Below are 23,802 nucleotides of genomic sequence, written 5' to 3'. Positions count from 1 at the left end.
GCTTATGCGCGCGAGGCGCGGATGAAGTCGATCTGTGCGCGGGTAACGGCCAGCAGGTCGTCGCCCACCAGAGGGTATTCGATGGCGTGCGGCACGTCGGCAGGCAGCGCGCGCAGCACCGAGCGCCACGGCGCGACCGAGTCGCCCAGCGGCACCGCCACCCACTTGTGCGGCAGCCGCTGCGCACCCTTGCAGTGCACGTAGCGTACGCGGTGGCCGAGCGCCTGCGCGGCCTGCAGCGGGCACTCGCCGAGCCAGTGCCAGTTGCCCATGTCGAAGGTCATGCCCAGCGACAGGCCCGCGCGGTCGGCCGCGTCGAAGAAGGCCTGCAGCGCGGGCAGCGTGCCGGCGCGCACTGTCTGGTCGTTCTCGATCAGCAGCTCGACGCGGGTTTCGGCCAGCTCCACCTTCAGGCCCCAGAGCGAGCCGTGCGACGAGGGCTGGAAGTCGCCGATGGACATCTTCAGCCGCTTGGCGCCCACCCGCGTGGCGGCAGCGATGCCGCGCTTGAGCGCGGCGCTGTCGAGCCAGCCGCCCTGGGCCCAGAGGCCTTCGGGGCTGGAGTACACGGAGGCTAGCCCGTTCAGCGCGGGCAGTTCCGCATCGGCGTCGCGCAGCATCTCGCCGCGCACTTCCACCGAATCGGCGCCGGCCACGCGCGAAAGCTGCGAGCACCAGAGCTGGCCGTGCCGCCCCACCTCGGCCGCACCGAAGGACGACAGGGAAACAAGAACCTCGAAGGACATCAGTGGGCTTGGTGGGAGCTGAGGATCTGGCCGAGGAACTGGCGCGTGCGCTCGTCCTTCGGGTTGCCGAAGAATTCTTCGGGCGGCGCCTGCTCGACGATCTTGCCCTCGGCCATGAAGATCACGCGATCGGCCACGCTGCGGGCGAAGCCCATCTCGTGCGTCACGCACAGCATGGTCATGCCGTCTTCGGCCAGGGCGATCATGGTGTCGAGCACTTCCTTGACCATCTCGGGGTCGAGCGCGGAAGTAGGCTCGTCGAACAGCATGATCTTGGGCGCCATGCACAGCGCCCGCGCGATCGCCACGCGCTGCTGCTGGCCGCCCGAGAGCTGGCTGGGGTACTTGCCGGCCTGCTCGGGAATGCGCACGCGCGTGAGGTACTTCATGGCCACCTCCTCCGCCTGCGCCTTCGTCATGCCGCGCGAGCGCATCGGCGCGAGCGTGCAGTTCTCGAGGATGGTGAGGTGCGGGAACAGGTTGAACTGCTGGAACACCATGCCGACCTCGGCACGCACGGCATCGACGTTCTTGCCGCCAGCGGTGAGGTCGATGCCGTCGACCACGATGCGGCCCTTCTGCACCGTCTCGAGACGGTTGATGCAGCGGATCAGCGTGGACTTGCCCGAGCCCGAGGGCCCGCAGATCACGATGCGCTCGCCCTGGCGCACCGACAGGTCGATGCCGGTCAACACCTGGAATTCACCGTACCACTTGTTGACCGCTTCCATGCGGATGATCGATTCCGTCGTCATGCTCGTTGTTCCGATACTCACTGTGGGGCGCCCTGCGCCTTCTCAAGGAACACCGCGGAACCGGCTTTGCCGGGCCGCAGGTGTTGCCCCCTGCAAGGGGGTTGGCGTAGCGACACGAAGTGCGCGAAGCCTGGGGGTTAGTTCATTTTCGGCAGGTCGGCCTGCAGCCACTTCTGATACAGCTTGTTGAGTTCACCGTTTGCAGTGTTCTTCTGCACGAACTCGTTCACCGCCTTGTGCAGCTCTTCCTGGCCGGGGCGCATCGCGATGCCCATCGACTGCTGCACCAGCGTGAACTTGTTTTCGAAGGTGTTGGCGGGCACGCGCTTGGCGATCTGCGCAGCCACGGTCACCGAGCAGCCGATGGCGTCGACCTGGCCCGAGATCAGCGCCTGCATGGCGGAGGCGTCATCGTCGAAGCGGCGGATTTCGGTGCCTTCGGGCGCGGCCTTGGTCACGGCCACGTCCTGCGTCGAGGCGCGGGCAACACCCACGCGCAGGCCCTTCAGGTCGCCTGCGGCCTTGATGGGGGTCTTGGTCGCGCCATACAGCACGATGGTGGCGGCCGCATAGGGCTGCGAGAACTGCACCTGCTTGGCGCGCTCTGGCGTCACGGCCAGCGATGCCACCAGCAGGTCGACCTTGTTGGTCAGCAGGAAGGGAATGCGGTTCGGGCCGGTGACCGGCACGATGTTGGCCTTCACGCCCCAGTCCTTGGCCAGCAGCTTGGCCACGTCGGCGTCGTAGCCGTCGGGCTGGTTCTTCGCGTCGGTGGTGCCGTAGGGCGGGAAGTCGACCAGCATGCCGATGGTGATCTCGCCCTTCTTCTTGATGTCGGCCACGCTCTGCGCCGAGGCGAAGGGAGCGAACACGGTGAGGGCTGCGCCGAGGCCGAGGGCTGCGAGCGCGACGCGGCGGGAGGTGGAACTGGTCATGGGGTATGTCTCCTGGATATGAAAGGAAGGACGGGAAAGAAAAAAACGAAACCGGAAAGAGTGGAAGGCTCAGCGCGCCAGCGCCCGGGCGCGCTTGCGCTCCATGCTTGCGGCCAGCAGCGACAGCGGCCAGCAGATGACGAAGTAGATCGCCGCCACCACCGAGAACACGATGAGCGGCTGGAAGGTTGCGTTGTTGACGATCTGCCCCGCGCGCGTGACCTCGACGAAGCCGATGATGGCCGCGAGCGATGTGCCCTTGATGATCTGCACCAGGTAGCCCACCGTGGGCGCCAGCGCGATCTTGAAGGCCTGCGGCAGCACCACGTCGCGCATGCGGTCGACGTACTTGAGGTTGAGCGCCTGCGCAGCCTCCCACTGGCCACGCGGAATGGCCTCGATGCAGCCGCGCCAGATCTCGCCGAGGAAGGCGGCGCTGTTGAGGATGAGCGCCACGCCGGCGGCGATCCACGGGTTGATGTCCAGCCCCAGCACCGGCGCGCCGAAGAACACCAGGAACAGCTGCAGCAGCAGCGGCGTGCCCTGGAAGATCTGGATGAAGGTGGTCGAGATGCCGCGCGCCCATGTCGATTCCGACGTGCGCATCAGGGCGATGATCAGGCCCAGGATCGCGCCGCCCACGAAGGCGATGGCCGACAGCGCGAGCGTCCACTTGGCCGCTTCGAGGATGAAAAGGAATTCGGGAAAACCGAAGGTACGCATGGTGTTGTGCTCCGTCCGTCGTCTGTGTTCACCGGCGGTCCGGGTAGTCGAGCGTGCGCTTGTAGATCAGCTTGAACATGGCCGAGAAGGCCAGCGCCAGCGCGAGGTAGATGGCGGCCACGACGATGTAGATCTCGAAGCTGCGGAAGGTCTGCGACTGCAGGTTGGCGGCCACCGAGGTCAGGTCGTCGGCAGAGATCACCGACACCACCGCCGAGCTCAGCATCAGCAAAATGAACTGGCTCGTGAGCGCCGGGTAGATGGCCTTCAGCGCGGGCTTGATGATGACGAAGCGGAAGATCTCCCAGGACTTCAGGTTGAGCGCCCTGCCCGCCTCGATCTGCCCCTTGGGAATCGACTCGATGCCCGCGCGGATGATTTCCGTGGCGTAGGCGCCCAGGTTCACCACCATGGCCACCAGCGCGGCCGTCTGCGGCGACCACCGCAGCCCGATGGCCGGCAGCGCGAAGAAGAAAAAGAACAGCTGCACGAGGAACGGCGTGTTGCGGATCACCTCGATGTAGGCATTGACGATGAAGCGCAGCCAGCCCGGCCCCGAGGTCTTGCCCCAGGCGCAGAAGATGGCCACCACCAGCCCCAGCACCGTGGCGATGAGCGAGAGCTGGATCGTGATCCACGTGCCCTTGAGCAGCAGCGGCCAGGCGGCGAAGACGGCGTCGAATTGAAACTGGTAGTTCATGGAGGGCGGACCCGGAATCTGCGCGGCGCGGACGCACGCATACCCTGAAAGCAATGCTTGCAGCTTATATGAAACCGGTTTCAGGATTTCATAGGGATTCCCCTAGGTGGTCGTTTTGTCCCACCTTCTGCCTACTTCAATGTCATGCTGAATCCACCCGCGGCCAACATGCCCACAGAGGCAAATGCGTCTTCCACGAACGCGCCCACCGTGCAGCACTTCAGGCAGGCGCTGCTCTGGCCCCTGCGGCTGATGCCCGCGCCGCACGCCGGACACCACCACGCTCCCTGGCACGTGCTGCGCGAGATGGGCGACGCGTCGCCCTGGCGCGAGGAAGTCGACGAATACACCGGCGACAGCAGCCGCTTCCACGAACGGCACTACAACGAGTTCGTGAGCTTCCTGCCGTACGTGCAGCGCTTCCTCTACGGCGAGGGCCGCTCGCGTGGCAAGGACGGCGGCAGCGACGGCGACTCGCCGATGCGCATCTTCCGCCGCCATGACATCTCGGCCGTGCGCCTCGTGTCACGCCCGGGCGATGCGCCGGTCACGCTCGACGTGATCCATTGCGACCTGTACTTCTTCTTCGACATCGACGTGGTGATGCTCAACCTCGAAGTCGGCGCGAGCAACCTGAGCCTCGCGCAGGCGCAGGACATCCTCTATCGCTTCGGCCGCGCCTACCCCTCGGGCTGGGAGGCCGACGGCTCGGCGCTGCACTGCATGGCCAGCGTCGAATGGCTGGGCGCCGACGGCCGCGTGCTCGCGAGCTCCGACGCGCAGCAGCGCGAGGCCTTTCTCTCGCACGTGGCACAGCACCGCGCGCCGCGCATCGCCGCGCACTGGGCCTACCTGATGCAGCCACTGGTGAGCGACCATTCCGAAGACGCGGGCGTGCTGCGCTACCGGCAGATCGAGTACTACCGCATGCCGGTGATGGCGTACCTGTCGCTGGACGACCCGCGCCGCCTCACGCGCGACGACTTCGTGCGGCTGGCGCTGGTCACCGGCGCGGGCTCCGGCACGAGCGAGGCCCACCTGCCCTACGCCGACCACCATCTCGCCGACTTCGAGCACAAGTACTGCTACGACCGCTTCTGGGTGAACGCGGGCGCGGCGCCCAACACGCGCTACCTGTGCAACGGCCACGCGCTCATCGTGGTGGGCGACGCGCGCTCCGAGTTCTTCTGCTGCCGCGACCGCGGCGTGCTCGCGCAGTTCAGGCACCAGCACTTCCTGCTGTTCCTCATCGCGCACTTCCAGAAGGCTTCGCTGCTGATGTTTTCCGACCAGCTGGTGGAGGCGCTCAAGCGGCTGGACATACGCAGCACGCCGAGCGTGAAGCAGTTCAAGCGCGCCATCCGCGCGAGCTTCGAGCGCTTCCTGCGCTTCACGCACCGCTACTGGTTCCACGAGATCTCGGAGCAGGCGCAGGTGCGCGCCCTCTCCCACATGTGCGCCACGCACCTCGGGCTCGACCCGCTCTACGACGAGGTCAAGGCGCGCATCGCCGACATGAACACGTACCTCGACGCCGACAGCCTGCGCCGGCAGGCTGCCACCGTGGTGCGGCTCACGGTGGTCACGCTGTTCGGGCTGATCGGCACCATCACCACCGGCTTCCTGGGCATGAACCTGCTGGCGGAGGCCGAGGCGCCGCTGTGGCGCAAAGCCGTGTGGTTCGGCGTGGTGTTCGTCGCGACGACGTGGCTCACGATCTACACGATGGTGAAGTCGCAGCGGCTGTCGGACTTCATCGATGCGCTGTCGAACGACAGGCTGAGGTTCAGGGGCAAGCTGGCTGCGCTGGCGAAGGTGTGGAGGCCTGGGGCGGATTGACCGGCGCTTGTCCCGAGCCGGTCATCAATGAGGTTCGCGGACCTGCTTGCTCAGAGCATCGCGCAAGGAACCGATCGTACTGTCCGCGGCTTCGATTCGCCGCTGCATTTCCTCATTGACCACGCGGAACAGTGCGCCGAGTTCGGATCGGGTCGGATAGATCTCCTCGCGCTCATCCACCTGCATCGGAACGACGAGCTTTTCGAGGCATACGTAGGCGCTGTGCACTTGGCGAATGCTCTCGATGTCGTCGCCTGCTTGCAGGGCAGCCGACTCGGCATCTGAATGGAGATGAACCGACTTCGGCGTTGAAGCGGTATCGGTTTTCGGCGCGTGCTTGAGCACGCGGGCAGACTTGGTCACGGACGACCTCCTGAGGTTGCGATTTGTAGAAACCGCCGCACTCGCCCTTCGGGAAAACTGCGGCTTACGTCGCAGAGATTGCGTCAGGCTGTCAAACCCGATCACGCCTTGTTCGACGTGACGGGCGCAGTATAGCCATGCAGTTGCCTTATGGACCGTGTGGTTCGGCGTGGTGCTCGTGGCGGCGAACTGGCTCACGATTCCCCCAGAATCAGCGCATGCGCATCGCCATCGTCTCCGACATCCACGGAAACCTCCCCGCCCTCGAAGCCGTCGTCGCGGACATCGGCCGCCGCGGCGCGGACACCGTCGTCAACCTGGGCGACAGCCTCTCCGGGCCGCTGATGCCGCTGGAAACGGCGCGCTTCCTGATGGCACAAGGCTGGGTTCATCTTGCGGGCAACCACGAGCGCCAGGTGCTCACGCTGCCCGCCGGCAAGCGCGGTGCATCCGACGAGTTCGCTCACGCTCGCCTCGGCCCGCAGGAGTTCGCCTGGATGGCCTCGCTCGAACACAGGCTCCAGTTGAGCCCCGAAGTGCTGCTGTGCCACGGCACGCCCGAGAGCGACCTGCACTACTTCCTGGAGACGGTCGAGCCGTCACTGCTCAGGCCGGCCACGATGCCGGAGATCGATGCACGGCTCGGTCAGGTCGATGCGCGGGTGCGACTCGTCGCCTGCGGGCATACGCACGTGCCACGCGTGGTTCGTGCTTCGGGCGGGCAGTTGATCGTCAATCCGGGCAGCGTCGGGCTACAGGCCTACGACGATGTTCACCCGCATCCGCACGCCGTCGAGACGGGATCGCCCGATGCGCGCTACGCCATCGTCGAACGGCTGGCCGCAGGCTGGGTTTCGACTCTGGTTTCGGTGCCCTACGACCACGCGAGCATGGCGGCGCTCGCGATGTCCAACGGCAGGCCTGACTGGGCCAGCGCCCTCGCCACCGGCCGGATGCCCTGAGACCGGATCAGTCGCCGAACGCGACTTCCGCGCTGGCCACCGCGCGGATCGGCACGCCGAAGCTCGTGATGTCCGCGAGCGTGGCGTTGTGATGCTCGCGGATCTGCGCACCCGTGGCGTGCGGCTTGTCGTGCGAGGTGTGGGCGTCGGCCGCGAGCACTACGTGATAGCCCAGCGCAGCGGCGCGGCGCACGGTGGTGTCGACGCAGAACTCCGACGAGTAGCCGCAGACCACCACGCGCTTCACGCCGTGCTCGGAGAGCCAGGCTTCCAGCGGCGTGCGCAGGAAGGAGTCGGGCGTGGTCTTGCGGATGCGCGCGTCGCGCGAATCGGTGCTCAGCGCGCTCGCGAGCTGCCAGCGCTCGGAATCGAACTCGAGGTCGACGGCGTTCTCGTGCTGGATGAAGGCCACCGGCGCGCCGGCCGCGCGGGCACGCGCGGTGAGCGCGTTGATGCGCTCCATCACCTCGCCGGCCTCATGGGGGCGCGGCGGATCGTCGCAAAGGCCACGCTGGACGTCGATGACGAGAACGGCAGTTTTCATGTGATCCATCGAGCAGAAGGCGATCGGAAGGAGATCAGAAGGAGGCGAGGTTCTTGACCGACCAGAGTATGGCGCCCGACACCAGCGTGGAGATCAGCGCCACGACCGCGCTGGCGCCGAAGGAAGTGCCGATGCCGATCTGGAAGCCCAGCGTGTAGGCCATGAACAGGCCCGCCAGTACCGCCACCGCGGGCCAGCCATCGACGTGGTGCATGCCGGTGCCGCTGGAGAAGCTCATGAAGGCCAGCAGGGCCAGCGCCACGAGAAGCGACGCATAGAAGACCGACTTGAACGATTCGCCCAGCGTCGGCGAATTGCCGGCGACGACCTGCGCCGACACCTTGACGACCACGGTGACGACCAGCACCAGTGCACACACGGCCACTGCGAGCTTCAGCGGCGTCATGAACGCGAAGAACAGGATCGCGCCGATGAACAGGAGGTAGTGCATGGGGCGGGATTGTGGCCGATCCGGCCCCGATCGGACCTGACTTTCAGCCTGCCTGCATTCCCACAAGCCCACTCACCGGAAACGCACTCTCTGGAAGCTCACTCCCAGGCGCTCACCTCCAGCCGCACCTTGCCGCTGATGCCGGGCGCGGCCGGCGCGGCGCCCAGGCTCGACAACGGCACCACGAACTGCAGCTTGCCGCTCGCCAGCTGCTTCGGGCTCATGGGCAGCGAGGCACGGCCGGCGGTGTCGGTCTGCCAGCCGTACTTGACGTTCCAGTTCTCGGCCGGGTCGCCGGGCTGGGGCGGCGCGATCTCGATGATCAGCGTGTCACGAAAGAGCGAGCTGCCTTCGTAGTGGCCGTCGAGCCAGAACTTGTTGTTGACCTGGTAGTCGGGCACGCGCACGCCCAGCGTCATGGCGTAGGCCAGCGTCGGACGGTCCTGCTTCACGCGCGCCCTGTTGGCGAGGAACACGGTCGACAGATAGATCGAGCGGCGGGCGGCCGTTGCCGGGTCGGTCAGCTCCTTGTGCGTGCGGCAGGCGGGCGAGTCTTCTTCGGCGATGCGGCGGCTCAGGTACCAGCGCTTGCCGCGCGGCGCGGCAAGCAGCTCGACCTGGTAGAGCGCATCGACATCCGCGTCCTTGGGCAGGTCGGGCGGCAAGGTGACGCCGTCGACGTCGAACCACAGGTCCACGCGCACGTCGCCGAACAGGAAGCGCGTGAGGTTCTGGTAGGCCTCCTCCGAATTCACGATGCCGAAGTAGCCCGAGTGCGAGCGGTAGGTATACGCGGTGGCCACCGGCTGCGTCTTGCCAGCATCGTCGACGGCCCAGAGCGAGGCGTTCTCGATGCGCACGAGGCCGTCGCTGCCGTGGCCCGCGAACATGCGCGAAAGGCCCTTGGCGGTTTCGTAGTCGCCGCGGTTGGTTCCGACCATGCAGAAGAAGCGCTCGGGCGGAAAGGCGGCGGCCGGCAGGTAGTCCATGCGGCCGTTGACGGCCGGCGTCGCCAGGAACTCGGACATTTTGTCGCGGTTGAAGGTATTCATCTCGTTCACCGTGAGCCAGGCCGGCACGTTGATGCCGCCCATGTCGATGCCGTTGTGCGGCGTGGCGTAGGTGAACACCTTGTCGACGCAGGCACGGGCCTTCGCGTCGCCGAGCGCCGGGTTCTGCAGGAAGGCGCGCACCACCAGCCCGCCCATGGAATGCGCGACGAGGTAGCAGCGGAAGTCGTCGGCCGTGAAGCCCGAGGGCCCTTCGCGCTGCACCACGAGGTCGCGCACGCGAAGGATCAGCTGGCTCAGGCCCTGCGCGTACACCTTGACGTCCTTGGCCTTGCCGTCGCCCAGCAGCTCGGAGCCCGAGTCGTAGTAGCGGTAGATGATGACCGAGGCCGAGGGAATGCCGTCGACGTCGTTGCCGTTCGCGTCGGGCGAGGGCTTCCAATCGGGGTCGAGGATGTCCAGGCCGTTCTGGTAGACGCTCTGGTACTGGAAGTCGGCCAGCAGCCGCACCATCGGCGATTCGAAGACGAACTTCTGCGCCGGCGCTTCCTTCTTCACGGTGGCCCGGTAAACCGTGGAGCCGATGTTGAAGCCGCAGAACGGATCGGCCGCGGTCTCGTCGCGCTCCGACTCGGTCATGGCGTAGCCGCGCACGTAGATGATGGGATAGCGGTTGGTACTCATGGATCTTGTGCCTCCTCAGAACGGGTGAAACCGATGAAGTCCGGCAGTGTGCCGGGCCTCGGCGGCGCCCGCCATACGGCGCATGGCATAGCACCGGAATGCCCCTCCTGCCCGAATGTTTCTATCGCTGAAACCATTGAAACACGCGCCTTCGATAGTCTCCGGCCATCCGACAAACACAATCCAGAAGGCTCTCCCATGGCTGAAGACCCGGGCTCGCAAGGCTCCTACCTGCCCCAACTCCTGCGCCGCGGCACCGCGCTCGCCGCGGCCGGCTGTGCCTTCGTCGCGGGCTGCAGCGCCGCCGGGGGCGGCGAGACGCGCTACGAGAACTCGCCCCAGTTCAAGGACGGCGGCTTCCACAACATGGCCAACCCCGACCTGCCCGCGCAGGCCAGCGCATGGCGCATCTGGTCGCGCTTCATAGTCGGCAGCAAGGTCGACACCGTGCCGGTCGATCCCATTCCCGTGAAGCCGCTGGACAAGGCCGCGCTCGATGCGCTCGACACGAAGACCAACCACGTGGTGCGCCTGGGCCATTCGTCGCACCTGCTGAAGCTGCGCGACAAGTACTGGCTGATCGACCCGGTGTTCAGCGACCGCGCGTCGCCCGTGCAGTGGGCGGGGCCGAAGCGCTTTCACAAGACGCCGATCGCGCTCGAGGATCTGCCGTCGATCGAGGGCGTGATCCTCTCGCACGACCACTACGACCACCTCGACGTGGCGACCATCGAGTACCTCTCGAAGGACGTGAAGCGCTACTTCGTGCCGCTGGGCGTGCGCTCCCGGCTGGTGGCGATGGGCGTGCCGGCCGAGCGCGTGACCGAGCTCGACTGGTGGCAGTCCGCCGAGCACGACGGCGTGAAGCTCACCGCCACGCCCGCGCAGCACTTCTCGGGCCGCACGCTGGGCGACCGCGACCGCACGCTGTGGGCCTCATGGGTGGTGCAAAGCGGCGACCAGCGCATCTTCTACAGCGGCGACTCGGGCTACTTTCCGGGCTTTCGTCAGATCGGCGAGCGCTTCGGCGGCTTCGACATCGCACTGATGGAGAACGGCGCCTACGACAGCATGTGGCCCGCCGTGCACATGACGCCCGAACAGAGCGTGCAGGCCTTCGAGGACCTGCGCGGCAAGGTGTTCTTCTCGGTGCACAACAGCACCTTCGATCTCGCCTTCCACGCCTGGCGCGACCCGCTGGACCGCATCGCGGCCCTCACGGAAGCCAGGAAGATCGAGCTGGCCACGCCGGTGATCGGCGAGGTGGTGACGGTGGGCGCAGCGCGCACCAACACGCGCTGGTGGACCGATCTGCGCTGATCGGCCCTTCCCTTCCTGAGCCGGCGGAGGACTACCCGCCGCGCTCCTTGCGTTCACGGGCGCGCCGCACCTGGCGCGTCTCGTTCGCCTGAGAGGCGATACGGTCCTTCTCGCGCTTCTTCGCCGCCCTCTTCTCGCGCATGCGCCGGCCCAGCACATAGCTGCCGATGCCGGTAACCACGGCGATGAAGACGCCGATGACGCTGATGTCGATGCCGCCCATGGCTATTGCACCCGCACGATGCTCGCCGGCTTGAAGCCGAGGTCGGCCGCCTTGCCCTTGCGCGCGCGGCTGCCGCGCGCGTTGTTCAGCGTGCGGATCTCCAGCGTTTCCTCGCGCTCCTTGCCGCCGCGGCCGATGCCTTCGATCTTCACGCTGCGCGTATAGGCAGCCGCACCGGCCAGGGTGTCCTTGGCTTCCAGGTCGATCAGCGTGAGGCCGCGGCCGCCCTTGGGCAGGCTCTTGAGCTCGGCGATGTCGAAGGTCAGGATGCGCCCGCCCGTCGAGGCGCAGGCCACGTGCGTGGCAGCGGGCATGGGCTCGGCGCCGCTCGCGCCGCCCACCAGCGACGGACGGCACAGCTGCTCGCCCTCGCCCACGTCGACGAAGGCCTTGCCGCCGCGCTGGCGCGACATCATGTTCTCGACCGTGGCGATGAAGCCGTAGCCGCCGGTGTTGGCCAGCAGCAGGCTGGCACCCACCGGCCCTGCGAAGAAGTGCGTGACGTGCGTGCCGGCATCCAGGTCGATGAGCGTGGTCACGGGCTGGCCGTCGCCGCGACCGCCCGGCAGCGAGGCCACGGGCACGGTGTAGACGCGCACGCTCTTGTCCTTGGCGCTGCCGAAGACCAGCAGCGTGTCGACGCTGCGGCATTCGAAGGCCTCGTAGAGCGCGTCGCCCGACTTGAAGCTGTACTCGGGCGCCGCGCCGTTTCCGTTGCCGGCAGCCTTCTCGCTGGCCCAGCCCTTCTGCGCGCGAACCCAGCCCTTCTGCGACACGATGACGGTGACGGGCTCGTCGACCACCTTCACTTCGGCCACGGCACGCTTCTCGGCCTGGATCAGCGTGCGGCGCGCGTCTTCGAAGGTCTTGGCATCGGCTTCGATTTCCTTCACCAGCAGGCGGCGCAGCGCGGCGGGGCTGGCGAGGATGTCTTCGAGCTTCTTCTGCTCCTCGCGCAGCTCCTTGAGCTGTTGCTCGATCTTGATGGCTTCGAGCCGCGCAAGCTGGCGCAACCTGATTTCGAGGATGTCCTCGGCTTGCACCTCGCTGAGGTTGAAGCGCGCAATCAGCGCCGCCTTCGGATCTTCCGCAGCGCGGATGATCGCGATCACCTCGTCGATGTTCAGCAGCACCAGCTGCCGGCCTTCGAGGATGTGGATGCGATCCTGCACCTTGCCAAGGCGGAAGCGCGAGCGCTTCTCCACGGTGATCTCGCGGAAGGCAATCCACTCGTTGAGCATCTGGCGCAGCGACTTCTGCGTGGGCTTGCCGTCGATGCCGACCATCGTGAGGTTGATCGGCGACGAAGTCTCGAGCGAGGTCTGCGCGAGCAGCGTGGTGATGAACTCTTCCTGGCTGATGCGCGAGGTCTTGGGCTCGAACACCAGGCGCACGGCGGCGTCCTTGCTGGACTCGTCGCGCACCACGTCGAGCACCGACAGCATCGCGGCCTTGAGCTGCGTCTGTTCCGCGCTCAGCGCCTTCTTGCCGGCCTTGACCTTGGGATTGGTGATTTCCTCGATTTCTTCCAGCACGCGCTGCGAGCTCACGCCCGGCGGCAGCTCGTTGACCACGAGCTGCCACTGGCCGCGCGCCAGTTCCTCGATCTTCCAGCGCGCGCGCACCTTGAGCGAGCCGCGGCCGGTGCGGTAGGCGTCGGCGATGTCGGTCGGGCTGCTGATGATCTGCGCGCCGCCCGGATAGTCGGGGCCGGGCACGATGGCGAAGAGTTCTTCCTCGCTGAGCTTGCCGTTCGACTTGATCAGCGCCACGCACGCGTCGGCGATCTCGCGCAGGTTGTGGCTCGGGATCTCGGTGGCGAGGCCGACCGCGATGCCGCTCGCGCCATTGAGCAGCGTGAACGGCAGCCGCGCGGGCAAGAGGCGCGGCTCTTCGGTGCTGCCGTCGTAGTTGGGAATGAAGTCGACCGTGCCTTCGTCGATCTCGTCGAGCAGCAGGCTGGTGATGCGCGCCAGGCGCGCTTCGGTGTATCGCATGGCGGCGGCGCCGTCGCCGTCGCGGCTGCCGAAGTTGCCCTGGCCGTCGACCAGCGGGTAGCGCTGCGAGAAGTCCTGCGCCATGCGCACCAGCGCGTCGTAGGCGGCCTGGTCGCTGTGCGGGTGGAAGCGGCCGAGCACGTCGCCTACCACGCGCGCGCTCTTCACGGGCTTGGCGCCCACGGTGCCGTTGGTGCCGCCGAAGCCCAGGCCCATGCGCGACATCGAGTACAGGATGCGGCGCTGCACCGGCTTCTGGCCGTCGGACACATCGGGCAGCGCGCGGCCCTTGACCACGCTGAGCGCGTATTCGAGGTAGGCGGTCTGGGCGTAGTCGGCGAGGGTCAGGGTCGTGTCGCCGTCGGTGGGACCGAGTAGATCGAGCGGAGGTTGGGAATCCATGAAAGAGCTGGTGAGAAAAACTGTTGTTGTGGCTGCAGGCTGCGCGCTCAGCCCAGGGTAAAGGCTTCGTGGACGGCGGACTGCACGGCGCCGCCGAGCACCGCGCCGCCGCCGGCGACGTAGATCCAGTCGCCGATGACGGCCGCGCCCACGGCGTGGCGCGGCGTGGTCATCGGGGCGTGTCGCTGCCAGGTGTCGTCGACGGGGTTGTAGCTTTCCATCTGGCCGAACACCTTCGCCTGGCGCGGCACGCCGCTGACGAGGATGCCGCCCTCCCCGCCCATGGCGAAGAAGCGGCCGCGATACACCACGAGCCCGTGGCCCGAGCGCGCGGTGGGCAGCGGCGAGCGCAGCTCCCAGGTGTCGCGCGCGGGCAGATAGACGTGGTGCAGGTCGGTGTTGTATTCGAAGGTGTTGAAACGCCCGCCGATCACGTGGATCTGCCCGCCGTGCGACACGCAGCCCACATGGTCGCGCGCGCCGGGCAGCGGCTTGCGTGCCGACCAGCGGTCGGCCTTGGGGTCGTAGACCTCGTGCCAGCCGACGCTCGCGCGCTCCGCCGCGGGCTCCGAAGCGCCGCCGATCAGGTGCAGCGCGCCGTCGAGCATCACGGCGGCGGCGGCGCCACGCGGGCGCGGCAGCGGCGCGATGGCGCTCCAGCGGTTGGCGGCGATGTCGTAGACGTAGGCGTTGGTGTCCGAGCGCCGGTTCTGCTCGACGAAGCCGCCAAGCGCATAGACGCGGCCGCCGTCGGCCGTCACCGCCACGTGGTTGGCGCCTCGCGGCAATGGCGCGCCGTCGAGCCAGCGGTCGGCCTTCGGGTCGTAGATGTGGTGGTAGTCGCGATTGACCTTGCCTTCGCCGTACCCGCCGACCACGTGCATGCGGCCCATCGCGGCGGTGGCCCAGGCCATCTCGCTGCGCGGGATCGGAAGTGCCGCGCGCGGCTCCCAGCGGCCCTGCGGACCGGGCGGCGCGGAACTCTCGGTGAAGCGCTGCGCCTCCTGCTCGGGCGTCATGTGGTGCGGCACGCCGCCCTGCAGTCGCGCATAGGGCTCGGCCGACGAGGGCACGGCCGGCAGCGTGTCGTGCGTGGCCGGATGCTGCGCACGCGCCGTGCCCGCCACCATGCCGGCGGCGGTCGCGAGAACGAAGCTTCGACGGTGCATGGTCTCCTCCCTACTCCGGTCGATCAGGACAACGGCGTGCCCGGTGGTGCATCAGCCGCGCCTGTGGGCACCGCCGACGGCTCGGGTATGTCGGGCATGGTCGGCATGCTGCGCGGCGCGTCTGAAGGCATGTTGCCTCGGCCGAGCGCGCCGCCCTGCGGCACCGTCAACTCCATGCGGATACGCCCGGGCGCCTTGCCGCCGCCGCGCGCAACGCCGCCACCCGCAGCAACGGAGGGCTTCAGGTACGCATACAGCTGCAGCACGGTCTGCACGTAGTTCTGAGTTTCCTTGTAGTTCGGGATCTTGTTGCCCGCGCGCTGCACCGCGCCCTCGCCCGCGTTGTAGGCGGCCAGCGCGAGCTCGATCTGTCCCGGGAACATCGCGATCAGGTCACGCAGGTAGCGCGATCCGGCGGCGATGTTGATGCGCGGGTCGAACAGCTTCTTCTCGATGGTCGCGCGCTTGTCCGCCGACACGCCGTAGCGCTGCGCGGTAGCGGGCATCAGCTGCATCAGCCCCATCGCGCCCTTGGGCGAGACAGCCTGCGCGTCGAAGCCCGACTCGGTGGCGACCAGCGCCTGCAGCAGCTCGTAGTCGATGTCGTGCTTGTTCGACGCATCGCGCAGCGCCGACTTGGCGATCTTGTAGCTGGGCGAGGCCTCGAACATGGCAAGCAGGCTCTGCGAGGCGGCCGGCACCTTGCCGTCGAGCCTGCCGGCACCACGGCCCAGCGGGGAGATGCCTTTGGCGGTGTCGAAGCTCTGTCCGCCGCGGAAGAAGATCTGGTAGCGCTCGTCGATCTTCTCGGAGGCGAAGTGCGCGTTGCCCTTGCTGTCGATGTAGCCGTAGATGTCGGCGGCGTGCGCGCCCTGCAGCGACAGCACGAGGGCTGCGCACAGCATGAACGGACGGAACCAGCGTTTCATGGCGATGCGGGGCCTGTGCTCAGAACCACCAGCCGTAGCGCTTGCGGCGCTCGGCGTGGACTGCGGCATCGTCACCCATGCTTTGAACCTGGCCGCCACCCTTCAGCCCGACCCAGAGCGACATGCCGCCCAATGCAAGAACGATGAGGAAGACGGGCATGTGCTCGAGTACGACGCCATTGAGGATCATCGACACGGCCATCCCCAGGAAGACCAGCGCGGCACTCCAGCAAAGAACGCGGCGCATCCAGAGCCATGTGGTGGCGACAACGCGCTCGATCCTGCCGGGCTCGGCGTTGTCGTTCACCGCGTCATCCCACCAACCCATCCAGACGAACACGAATGCCAGCAGGATGCAGACACCGGCGAAGAACATGTTCGCGGCCTGCCCGACCGGGTCGCGCTGAGCCAGCAGCAGTCCTGCCGCTCCAGCAACGCAAGCCCCTGCCAGCGAACCGCAAATGATCTTGTGCCCGTTCATGCCCTGTCGTGAGAAATGTTCCGGCCGGAATCAGACGTCGATATCGACATCGTCGGCGCGCAACTCCATGAGCTCGCGCCGCGCCGCCGCTTCGCCCTTGCCCATCAGCTTGGTGATTTCGCCCTGGGTGGACGTGAAATCGAACCGGCCCAATTGGACCTGCATCAGGCGCCGGGTGTCCGGATTGAGCGTGGTTTCCCACAATTGTTCCGCGCTCATTTCGCCCAGGCCCTTGAAGCGGCTGATGCTCCAAGCGCCTTCGCGCACGCCGTCCTTGCGCAGTTTGTCCAGCGTGGCGGTCAGTTCGCCTTCGTCCAGAGCATAGACCTTGGAGGCCGGTTTCTTGCCGCGCGCGGGGGCGTCGACCCGGAACAATGGCGGCTTCGCGACATACACGTGGCCGGCTTCGATGAGTTTCGGAAAGTGCCGGAAGAACAGCGTGAGCAGCAGCACCTGGATGTGGGAGCCGTCCACGTCGGCATCGCTCAGGATGCAGATCTTGCCGTAGCGCAGGCCGCTCATGTCCGGCGTGTCGTTGGGGCCGTGCGGATCGACGCCCACGGCCACCGAGATGTCGTGGATTTCGGTGTTGGCGAAGAGGCGGTCGCGCTCGACTTCCCAGGTGTTGAGCACCTTGCCGCGCAGCGGCAGGATGGCCTGGCTTTCCTTGTCGCGGCCCATCTTGGCGCTGCCGCCGGCGGAATCGCCCTCGACCAGGAAGACTTCGTTGTGGCTGGTGTCCTTGCTCTCGCAATCGGTCAGCTTGCCGGGCAGCACGGCCACGCCGGAGCCCTTGCGCTTCTCGACCTTCTGGCCGGCGCGCTGGCGGGTCTGGGCGGCCTTGATGGCCAGTTCGGCCAGCTTGCGGCCGTAGTCGACGTGCTGGTTGAGCCACAGCTCGAGCGCGGGGCGCACGAAGCTCGACACGAGACGCACGGCGTCGCGCGAATTCAGGCGCTCCTTGATCTGGCCCTGGAACTGCGGGTCGAGCACCTTGGCGCTCAGCACGTACGAGGCGCGCGCGAACACGTCCTCGGGCAGGAGCTTCACGCCCTTGGGCAGCAGCGAGTGCAGCTCGATGAAGCTCTTCACCGCGGTGAACAGGCCGTCGCGCAGGCCGCTTTCGTGCGTGCCGCCGGCGCTGGTGGGAATCAGGTTGACGTAGCTCTCGCGCACTGGCTGGCCTTCTTCGGTGAAGGCCACGGCCCAGTCGGCGCCCTCGCCCTCGGCGAAGTTGTCGGCGTTCTTGTCGGCGTGGCCGCTGCCCTCGAAGAGCGGAATGACCGGGTCGCCGTTGAGCGTCTGCATCAGGTAGTCGCTCAGGCCGCCCTTGTAGAGCCACTGCTGCGTTTCCTTGGTCTTCTCGTTGACCAGCGTGACGCTCACGCCGGGCATCAGCACGGCCTTGCTGCGCAGCAAGTGGGTGAGTTCGCCCATGGGCAGCGCGGCGGTCTCGAAATACTTGGCGTCGGGCCAGGCGCGCACAGTGGTGCCCTGCTTGCGCTCGCCGGCCTCCAGCTTGCGCACTTCTAGCTGCTCGATCACGTCGCCGCCGCTGAAGGCCAGCCTGGCGACCGAACCCTCGCGGTGCGTCGCCACTTCGAGGCGCTTCGACAGCGCGTTGGTCACCGACACGCCCACGCCGTGCAGGCCGCCCGAGAAGCTGTAGGCGCCGCCGGAGCCCTTGTCGAACTTGCCGCCGGCATGCAGCCGGGTGTAGACCAGCTCGACCACGGGGGCCTTCTCTTCGGGATGCAGGCCGAAGGGAATGCCCCGGCCGTCGTCCTCGACGCTGACCGAGCCATCGGTGTGCAGCGTGACCTTGATCTTCTTGCCGTGGCCCGCCAGCGCCTCGTCGGCGGCGTTGTCGAGCACTTCCTGGATGATGTGCAGCGGGTTGTCGGTGCGGGTGTACATGCCCGGGCGCTGCTTGACGGGCTCGAGGCCCTTGAGCACGCGGATGGAGCCTTCCGAGTAGCCGGAGGATGCGGACGATGAGCTGGGGGGAGTCTTGGGGGGAGTCGCCATGGGGGCGAATTGTAGTCAGTCGCCGCCAAAACAACTGGATGTTCATACAGGCCGCGCTTTGATGCGACATGCGCATCGAAAAGCCGCGGATAAATCATCAATGGCTCCGGCCGCCACGCCACCTGCCGGAGCAGGCGAATCGTTACATTCGAAGTCATGCAATCCCCCTCCGCCCCCGCGCTCTCGGTCAAGCAAGTCCTTTTCTGCGGGGCGATGATCGTCACGCTGTCGATGGGCATACGCCACGGCTTCGGCCTCTGGCTGCAGCCGATCACTCAGGCGCAGGACTGGAGCCGGCAGACCTTTTCCTTCGCGCTGGCTATCCAGAATCTTTCCTGGGGCATCTTCGGCGTGTTCGCGGGCATGCTGGCCGACAGGTTCGGTGCGTTCCGGGTGCTGATCGGCGGCTCGCTGCTCTATGCGCTGGGGCTCTTCGGCATGGCGCATTCGCCGACGCCGGTGCTCTTCACGCTGAGCGCGGGCATCCTGATCGGCGCGGCGCAGGCGGGCTCGACCTACGCGGTGATCTACGGCGTGATCGGGCGGCAGATTCCGGCCGAGCGGCGCTCGTGGGCCATGGGCGTGGCGGCCGCGGCCGGCTCCTTCGGTCAGTTCCTGATGGCGCCCATCGAGGGACGGCTGATCGGCCACCTGGGCTGGCAGACGGCGCTGGCCGTGGTGGCAGTGCTGGCGCTGGTGATCGTTCCCCTGGCCTTCGGGCTGCGCGAGCCGAAGACGGCGGCGCAGGCCGGGCACCGCGAGCAGTCGGTGATGCAGGCGGTCGGCGAGGCCTTCCGGTACCCGAGCTTCGGCCTGCTGATGGCGGGCTACTTCGTCTGCGGCTTCCAGCTGGCCTTCATCGGCATCCACATGCCGACCTACCTGCGCGACCGCAGCCTGCCGGCCGAGGTGGCCGGCTATGCGCTGGCGCTGATCGGGCTCTTCAACGTGTTCGGCACCTACACGGTGGGGCTGCTGGGGCAGAAGCTGGCCAAGCGGAAGATCCTGGCGGCCATCTATTTCGCGCGGGCGGTGTCGATCGCGCTCTTCCTGATGGCGCCCATCTCGCCGATGAGCGTGTATCTCTTCTCCGCCGCGATGGGCTTCCTGTGGCTTTCCACGGTGCCTGCGACTAACGCGATCGTGGCGGGCATCTTCGGCGTGGCGCATCTGTCGATGCTCAGCGGCTTCGTGTTCCTGAGCCACCAGGTCGGCTCGTTCCTGGGCGTGTGGCTGGGCGGCTACCTGTACGACACCACGGGCAGCTACGACATCGTCTGGTACATCGCGATCGCCTTGGGCGTGTTCGCGGCGGTGGTCAACCTGCCGGTGAAGGAAAGCGCGATCTCGCGCCCTTCGCCGCGGCCGGCGGGCGCCACCGTCTGATCGGCCCGGTTGCGCAAGAATCGGGGCCATGACTCCTCGAATGCGCCATCACGTCGTCCACGCGGGCTGGCTGGCCGCCGCGCTGGCGGTGCTGGGCGGCGTGTTCGCGCTGTACGTGCACCCCGACTTCCTCGTGACGCTGGTCGACCAGATCTGGTCCTGCTTCTGAGCTTCGGATTGCTATGAAAGAAATAGCGCCAGTGCACGGCCTGAGAACCCCTTCCGAGTGGATCGTCCGCTGGTCGCACCTGCTCGCCCCCGAAGCCGGCGTGCTGGACGTGGCCTGCGGCGGCGGGCGGCACATGAAGTGGCTCGCCGGACGCGGGCACGCGGTCACCGGTGTCGACCGGTCTCCTGAAGCCGTCGAGGCTGCCGGCGCGTTCGGCAAGGTCGTCGAGGCCGACATCGAATCGGGCCCATGGCCCTTCACCGGCCAGGCCTTCGGGGCCGTGATCGTCACCAACTACCTGTGGCGGCCGCGCATGGCCGACATCGTGGCCGCGGTCGCGCCAAGCGGCGTGCTGCTCTACGAGACCTTCGCCGCGGGCAACGAAACCGTCGGCAAGCCCTCGCGGCCCGACTTCCTGCTGCAACCGGGCGAGCTGCTGGCGGCCTGCGCCGGAATGCGCGTGGTGGCGTACGAGGACGGCTTCATCGCGCAGCCGGAACGATTCGTGCAGCGCATCGCCGCCGTCCGCCCGGCCGTGGCCGGCTCCGGGCTGCCGGCGCGCCACTTCCTTAAGGGAAACTAAGGGGCCCGGGGCCGCTGTCTGGCGGGGCGCCGGAGTAAGTAGAATCGGCGCTTTCGTCCACCGACAAAGAGATTCCCCTTGGAGCAACTGACAGGCAGCATCGTCGCGCTCGTCACGCCGATGCACGACGACGGCAGTGTCGACTACCCCGCCCTGCGGCGACTCATCGACTGGCACATCGAAGAAGGCACCGACTGCCTGGGCGTAGTCGGCACCACCGGCGAGTCGCCGACGGTCGATGTCGAGGAGCACTGCGAAATCATCCGTGTCTCGGTCGAGCAGGCCAAGGGCCGCGTGCCCGTGATGGCCGGCTGCGGCGCGAATTCCACCAAGGAAGCCATCGAGCTCGCCAAGTTCGCCAAGGGCGTCGGCGCCGACTCCCAGCTCCAGGTCGTGCCGTACTACAACAAGCCCACGCAGGAAGGCCAGTACCAGCACTTCAAGGCCATCGCCGAAGCCGTGGGCGACCTGCCCATCGTGCTCTACAACGTGCCCGGCCGCACCGTCGCCGATATGGCGCACGACACCGTGCTGCGCCTGGCACAGGTGCCCGGCATCATCGGCATCAAGGAAGCCACCGGCAACATCGAGCGGGCCCAGTGGCTCATCCGCGAAGTGCCGAAGAACTTCGCCGTCTATTCCGGCGACGACCCGACCGCGGTCGCGCTCATGCTCTGCGGCGGCCAGGGCAACATCAGCGTCACGGCCAACATCGCGCCGCGCAAGATGCACGAGCTGTGCGTGGCAGCGCTGGCGGGCGACGTGAAGCGCGCCATGGAACTCCAGTTCGAGCTCATGCCGCTGCATCGCAACCTGTTCGTCGAGCCCAATCCGATCCCGCTGAAGTGGGCGATGGCACGGCTCGGCCTGTGCGGCGGCGCGCTGCGCCTGCCGCTCACCGAACTCGGCGAAGCGAGCCGCCCCGCGGTCGAAGGCGCCCTGCGCGCCACCGGCCTGCTGAAGGGCTGAGCACTCCTCTCCAGCACGTCCCGGACCCGCCTTTCCCCTGGCCGCAGCAAGGTTAAGCAACCTTTTGCCCGAACCGCGCTCAGAGATGGCGGCGGGCACTGCGGCCCCTAGATTGACCGAACCATTCCAACAAGGAAGACGACGTTGAAGAACATTTCGCGACTTGCACTGCTGGCCCTCGTTGCCAGCCTCGCCGCCTGCTCCGTCCTCGAGAGCGACAAGATCGACTACAAGAGCGCAGGCAAGGCCCCGACGCTCGAAGTCCCACCAGATCTCTCCCAGCTTTCGCGCGACAACCGCTACGCCATCCCCGGCGGCGCCGTGACGGCCAACTCCTACCAGGCAGGCATCGCCAACGCCCCCGGCATCCCCACCGCGGTGGCCAACATCGGCGACGTGCGCATGGAGCGCTCGGGCACGCAGCGCTGGATCGTCGTCAACCGCACCCCCGACCAGCTCTGGGATCCGGTGAAGGACTTCTGGCAGGAAAACGGCTTCCTGCTGACCACCGACCAGCGCAACCTGGGCATCATGGAAACCGACTGGGCCGAGAACCGCGCCAAGCTGCCGCAGGACATCATCCGCGGCACTCTGGGCAAGCTGGTCGACTCGGTCTACTCGACCGGCGAACTCGACCGCTTCCGCACCCGCCTGGAGCGCAGCACCACCGGTACCGGCACCGAGATCTTCATCAGCCACCGCGGCATGCAGGAGGTCTACAACAACTCCCGCCAGGACCAGACCGTGTGGCAGCCCCGCCCGAGCGATCCTGAACTCGAGACCGAATTCCTCCGTCGCCTGATGGTCAAGCTCGGCGTGTCGCAGGAGCAGTCGAAGATCCTGGCCGCGACCACCGCGACGCCCAAGACCGCGACCATCTCCAAGGTCGGCAACCAGCCGGTCGTGCAGATCAGCGAAGGCTTCGACCGCGCATGGCGCCGCGTCGGCCTCGCGCTCGACCGCACCGGCTTCACCGTGGAAGACCGCGACCGCAGCGCCGGCCTCTACTACGTGCGCTACGTGCCGCCGAACCCCGACAAGAAGGAACCCGGCTTCTTCGGCAAGCTGTTCGGTGGCTCGAGCAAGACCGAGGCGCCTGCGAAGTTCCGCATCTCGGTCAAGGGCCAGGGCGAAGCCACCACGGTGTCGGTGCTCAACGAAGCCGGCGCGCCCGAAACCTCGGCCAATGCCGAGCGCATCGTCAAGGTCATCGCCGACGACCTGAGATAACCCGCATGCTCCGCTTCCGAAGCCTCGGCAGCGGCAGCACGGGCAACGCCGCGCTGGTCGAAACGACCAGCGGCGGCCGCACCTCCCGCCTCCTCGTCGACTGCGGCTTCGGCCTCAAGCAGCTCGACCTGCGCCTGGCCCAGGCGGGCCTTGCAGCCAGCGACATCGATGCGGTCTTCGTGACCCACGAGCACGGCGACCACATCGGCTGCGCCCATTCGCTGTCGCGGCGCAACCGCATTCCCGTCTGGATGAGCGAAGGCACGTGGCTCGCCACCGGCGGGCGCGACTTCGAGGGCTTGCTGAACCTGGCGCGCGACGATGCCGAGTTCACGGTCGGCGACATCTGCGTGCAGCCCTTCACCGTTCCGCACGATGCGCGCGAACCGCTGCAATTGCGCTGTACCGATGGCAACCGTACCCTGGGCGTGCTGACCGACCTGGGTCACGCCACCGCTCATGTGCTGGCCAGGCTGGGCGGCGTGCATTCGCTGCTGCTGGAGTTCAACCACGACAGCGAGTTGCTGGCCAACTCTAGCTACCCGCCCTTTCTCAAGCACCGCGTGGGCGGCAACTACGGGCACCTGTCGAACACCGCCGCAGCGGAGATCGCGCGCGCGCTTCTTCACGACGGCCTGCGGCACGTCGTTGCGGCACACCTGAGCGAGCAGAACAACCGGCCCGAGATCGTGCGGCGCCTCATGGCCGAAGCGCTGGGTGGCAACGAGTCGGAGATGCTGACCGCCACGGCGGCAGGGGGCTCGCCCTGGCTCGACGTCTGAGCACCCAGCCCCTTACAAGGCACAAGACGCTCACGCTCTCCTAAGAAAAAAAAGCCGCCTCATGGCGGCTTTTTGCATGTCTGATGCAGCGCTGATTACTGCTTCGGCGCTTCATTCTTCTTCGCGGCCTCGGTGGCGGCATTCGCGGCGTCGAGCGCGGACTGCGCGCCCGGGGACGGCGTGGTCGAGGACGAAGACGATGTGCCCGGATCGGCCGATGGCGCAGGTGCCGGAGCTGCGGGGGCAGGCGCTGGTTCGGTCACGGGCGCAGGAGGCGGCGTCACGACAGCCGGCGCTGCATCCTCCTTCTTCCCGCAGGCGACGAGCGCGGCAGCGGCAATCAGCGAGGCGATCAGGACGGATGATGACTTCTTCATGGAATCTCCTTTGGCAATGAAGGTCTGGAACGAAAAAATTCTAGA

At 67.2% G+C, this 23,802-nt stretch carries 25 protein-coding genes; 9 read left to right on the top strand and 16 right to left on the bottom strand.

What is annotated here, in order from left to right:
- Positions 1-2 precede the first annotated feature (2 nt).
- The 5 genes from EJP69_RS24855 to EJP69_RS24835 form a co-directional block, all read right to left on the bottom strand.
- Positions 3-746, bottom strand: a complete 744-nt coding sequence (locus EJP69_RS24855; protein WP_126472897.1) for a sugar phosphate isomerase/epimerase family protein — start codon at positions 744-746, stop codon at positions 3-5.
- Positions 746-1,501: an amino acid ABC transporter ATP-binding protein gene (locus EJP69_RS24850; protein WP_126472895.1), complete on the bottom strand. Its 756-nt coding sequence runs from the start codon at positions 1,499-1,501 to the stop codon at positions 746-748. Before EJP69_RS24850 ends, EJP69_RS24855 begins: the two co-directional genes overlap by 1 nt.
- Positions 1,502-1,638: 137 nt before the next feature.
- Entirely contained in the window at positions 1,639-2,436 is a 798-nt protein-coding gene (locus EJP69_RS24845; protein WP_126472893.1) for a transporter substrate-binding domain-containing protein, read from the bottom strand.
- A gap of 69 nt (positions 2,437-2,505) precedes the next feature.
- Positions 2,506-3,159: an amino acid ABC transporter permease gene (locus EJP69_RS24840; protein ID WP_093203117.1), complete on the bottom strand. Its 654-nt coding sequence runs from the start codon at positions 3,157-3,159 to the stop codon at positions 2,506-2,508.
- Positions 3,160-3,187: 28 nt separating this feature from the next.
- Positions 3,188-3,859 (bottom strand): amino acid ABC transporter permease, encoded by a 672-nt coding sequence (locus EJP69_RS24835; protein ID WP_093203119.1) that lies wholly within the window; start codon positions 3,857-3,859, stop codon positions 3,188-3,190.
- A 168-nt stretch (positions 3,860-4,027) separates the two neighbouring features.
- Here EJP69_RS24835 and EJP69_RS24830 point away from each other — a divergent pair, with 168 nt between their 5' ends.
- On the top strand, positions 4,028-5,698 hold the full coding sequence (locus tag EJP69_RS24830) for a magnesium transporter CorA family protein (RefSeq protein ID WP_126472962.1): 1,671 nt from the start codon (positions 4,028-4,030) through the stop codon (positions 5,696-5,698).
- 24 nt (positions 5,699-5,722) lie between these two features.
- Here the strand turns inward: EJP69_RS24830 and EJP69_RS29915 are convergent, their stop codons facing one another.
- Positions 5,723-6,061, bottom strand: a complete 339-nt coding sequence (locus tag EJP69_RS29915; RefSeq protein WP_240652280.1) for a hypothetical protein — start codon at positions 6,059-6,061, stop codon at positions 5,723-5,725.
- A gap of 218 nt (positions 6,062-6,279) precedes the next feature.
- On the opposite strand from EJP69_RS29915, the gene EJP69_RS24820 reads away from it, so the two are divergent.
- Positions 6,280-7,023 carry a metallophosphoesterase family protein gene (locus EJP69_RS24820; RefSeq protein WP_126472891.1) on the top strand — a complete coding sequence of 248 codons (744 nt, stop codon included), beginning with the start codon at positions 6,280-6,282 and terminating at the stop codon, positions 7,021-7,023.
- A gap of 7 nt (positions 7,024-7,030) precedes the next feature.
- Here the strand turns inward: EJP69_RS24820 and EJP69_RS24815 are convergent, their stop codons facing one another.
- From EJP69_RS24815 to EJP69_RS24805, 3 genes are all read right to left on the bottom strand, one after another.
- Positions 7,031-7,567, bottom strand: a complete 537-nt coding sequence (locus EJP69_RS24815) for a cysteine hydrolase family protein (RefSeq protein WP_126472889.1) — start codon at positions 7,565-7,567, stop codon at positions 7,031-7,033.
- A 34-nt stretch (positions 7,568-7,601) separates the two neighbouring features.
- Entirely contained in the window at positions 7,602-8,018 is a 417-nt protein-coding gene (locus EJP69_RS24810) for a hypothetical protein (protein WP_126472887.1), read from the bottom strand.
- Between the two features lie 98 nt (positions 8,019-8,116).
- Entirely contained in the window at positions 8,117-9,712 is a 1,596-nt protein-coding gene (locus tag EJP69_RS24805; protein WP_093203132.1) for an esterase/lipase family protein, read from the bottom strand.
- A gap of 198 nt (positions 9,713-9,910) precedes the next feature.
- On the opposite strand from EJP69_RS24805, the gene EJP69_RS24800 reads away from it, so the two are divergent.
- The gene (locus EJP69_RS24800) at positions 9,911-11,032 is read left to right on the top strand and encodes an MBL fold metallo-hydrolase (RefSeq protein WP_126472885.1); all 1,122 of its coding nucleotides are present in this window, start codon (positions 9,911-9,913) and stop codon (positions 11,030-11,032) included.
- 31 nt (positions 11,033-11,063) lie between these two features.
- Here EJP69_RS24800 and EJP69_RS24795 read toward each other — a convergent pair whose 3' ends face one another.
- Genes EJP69_RS24795 through EJP69_RS24770 form a run of 6 tightly spaced genes read right to left on the bottom strand, consistent with a single transcriptional unit; the run spans position 11,064 to position 18,261 of the window.
- Positions 11,064-11,255 (bottom strand): hypothetical protein, encoded by a 192-nt coding sequence (locus tag EJP69_RS24795; RefSeq protein ID WP_126472883.1) that lies wholly within the window; start codon positions 11,253-11,255, stop codon positions 11,064-11,066.
- A gap of 2 nt (positions 11,256-11,257) precedes the next feature.
- A complete protein-coding gene (parC, locus tag EJP69_RS24790; protein ID WP_126472880.1) occupies positions 11,258-13,654 on the bottom strand; it encodes a DNA topoisomerase IV subunit A in 2,397 nt (798 codons plus the stop codon).
- A gap of 47 nt (positions 13,655-13,701) precedes the next feature.
- The gene (locus EJP69_RS24785; protein ID WP_126472878.1) at positions 13,702-14,823 is read right to left on the bottom strand and encodes a Kelch repeat-containing protein; all 1,122 of its coding nucleotides are present in this window, start codon (positions 14,821-14,823) and stop codon (positions 13,702-13,704) included.
- Between the two features lie 23 nt (positions 14,824-14,846).
- The gene (locus tag EJP69_RS24780; protein ID WP_126472876.1) at positions 14,847-15,752 is read right to left on the bottom strand and encodes a lytic transglycosylase domain-containing protein; all 906 of its coding nucleotides are present in this window, start codon (positions 15,750-15,752) and stop codon (positions 14,847-14,849) included.
- Positions 15,753-15,771: 19 nt separating this feature from the next.
- Positions 15,772-16,233: a hypothetical protein gene (locus EJP69_RS24775; RefSeq protein ID WP_093303977.1), complete on the bottom strand. Its 462-nt coding sequence runs from the start codon at positions 16,231-16,233 to the stop codon at positions 15,772-15,774.
- Between the two features lie 30 nt (positions 16,234-16,263).
- Positions 16,264-18,261: a DNA topoisomerase IV subunit B gene (locus EJP69_RS24770; RefSeq protein ID WP_126472873.1), complete on the bottom strand. Its 1,998-nt coding sequence runs from the start codon at positions 18,259-18,261 to the stop codon at positions 16,264-16,266.
- Between the two features lie 156 nt (positions 18,262-18,417).
- Between EJP69_RS24770 and EJP69_RS24765 the strand changes: the two genes are divergently transcribed.
- From EJP69_RS24765 to EJP69_RS24745, 6 genes are all read left to right on the top strand, one after another.
- A complete protein-coding gene (locus tag EJP69_RS24765) occupies positions 18,418-19,647 on the top strand; it encodes an MFS transporter (protein WP_126472871.1) in 1,230 nt (409 codons plus the stop codon).
- Positions 19,648-19,675: 28 nt separating this feature from the next.
- Complete coding sequence (locus EJP69_RS29570) at positions 19,676-19,816, top strand: hypothetical protein (RefSeq protein WP_170217221.1); 141 nt, start codon at positions 19,676-19,678, stop codon at positions 19,814-19,816.
- 13 nt (positions 19,817-19,829) lie between these two features.
- Positions 19,830-20,399 carry a class I SAM-dependent methyltransferase gene (locus EJP69_RS24760; protein ID WP_126472869.1) on the top strand — a complete coding sequence of 190 codons (570 nt, stop codon included), beginning with the start codon at positions 19,830-19,832 and terminating at the stop codon, positions 20,397-20,399.
- A gap of 78 nt (positions 20,400-20,477) precedes the next feature.
- Positions 20,478-21,368 carry a 4-hydroxy-tetrahydrodipicolinate synthase gene (gene dapA, locus EJP69_RS24755; protein WP_093303968.1) on the top strand — a complete coding sequence of 297 codons (891 nt, stop codon included), beginning with the start codon at positions 20,478-20,480 and terminating at the stop codon, positions 21,366-21,368.
- A gap of 144 nt (positions 21,369-21,512) precedes the next feature.
- Positions 21,513-22,598, top strand: a complete 1,086-nt coding sequence (bamC, locus tag EJP69_RS24750; RefSeq protein ID WP_093203159.1) for an outer membrane protein assembly factor BamC — start codon at positions 21,513-21,515, stop codon at positions 22,596-22,598.
- 5 nt (positions 22,599-22,603) lie between these two features.
- Positions 22,604-23,380, top strand: a complete 777-nt coding sequence (locus tag EJP69_RS24745; RefSeq protein ID WP_093203161.1) for an MBL fold metallo-hydrolase — start codon at positions 22,604-22,606, stop codon at positions 23,378-23,380.
- 95 nt (positions 23,381-23,475) lie between these two features.
- Here the strand turns inward: EJP69_RS24745 and EJP69_RS24740 are convergent, their stop codons facing one another.
- Entirely contained in the window at positions 23,476-23,757 is a 282-nt protein-coding gene (locus EJP69_RS24740) for a hypothetical protein (protein WP_093203164.1), read from the bottom strand.
- Between the last annotated feature and the right edge of the window lie 45 nt (positions 23,758-23,802).

Origin of the sequence: Variovorax gossypii, assembly GCF_003965815.1 — a bacterium.
In the GTDB taxonomy this organism is placed as follows: domain Bacteria; phylum Pseudomonadota; class Gammaproteobacteria; order Burkholderiales; family Burkholderiaceae_C; genus Variovorax; species Variovorax gossypii.
This window is presented reverse-complemented; position numbering and strand designations above follow the sequence as displayed.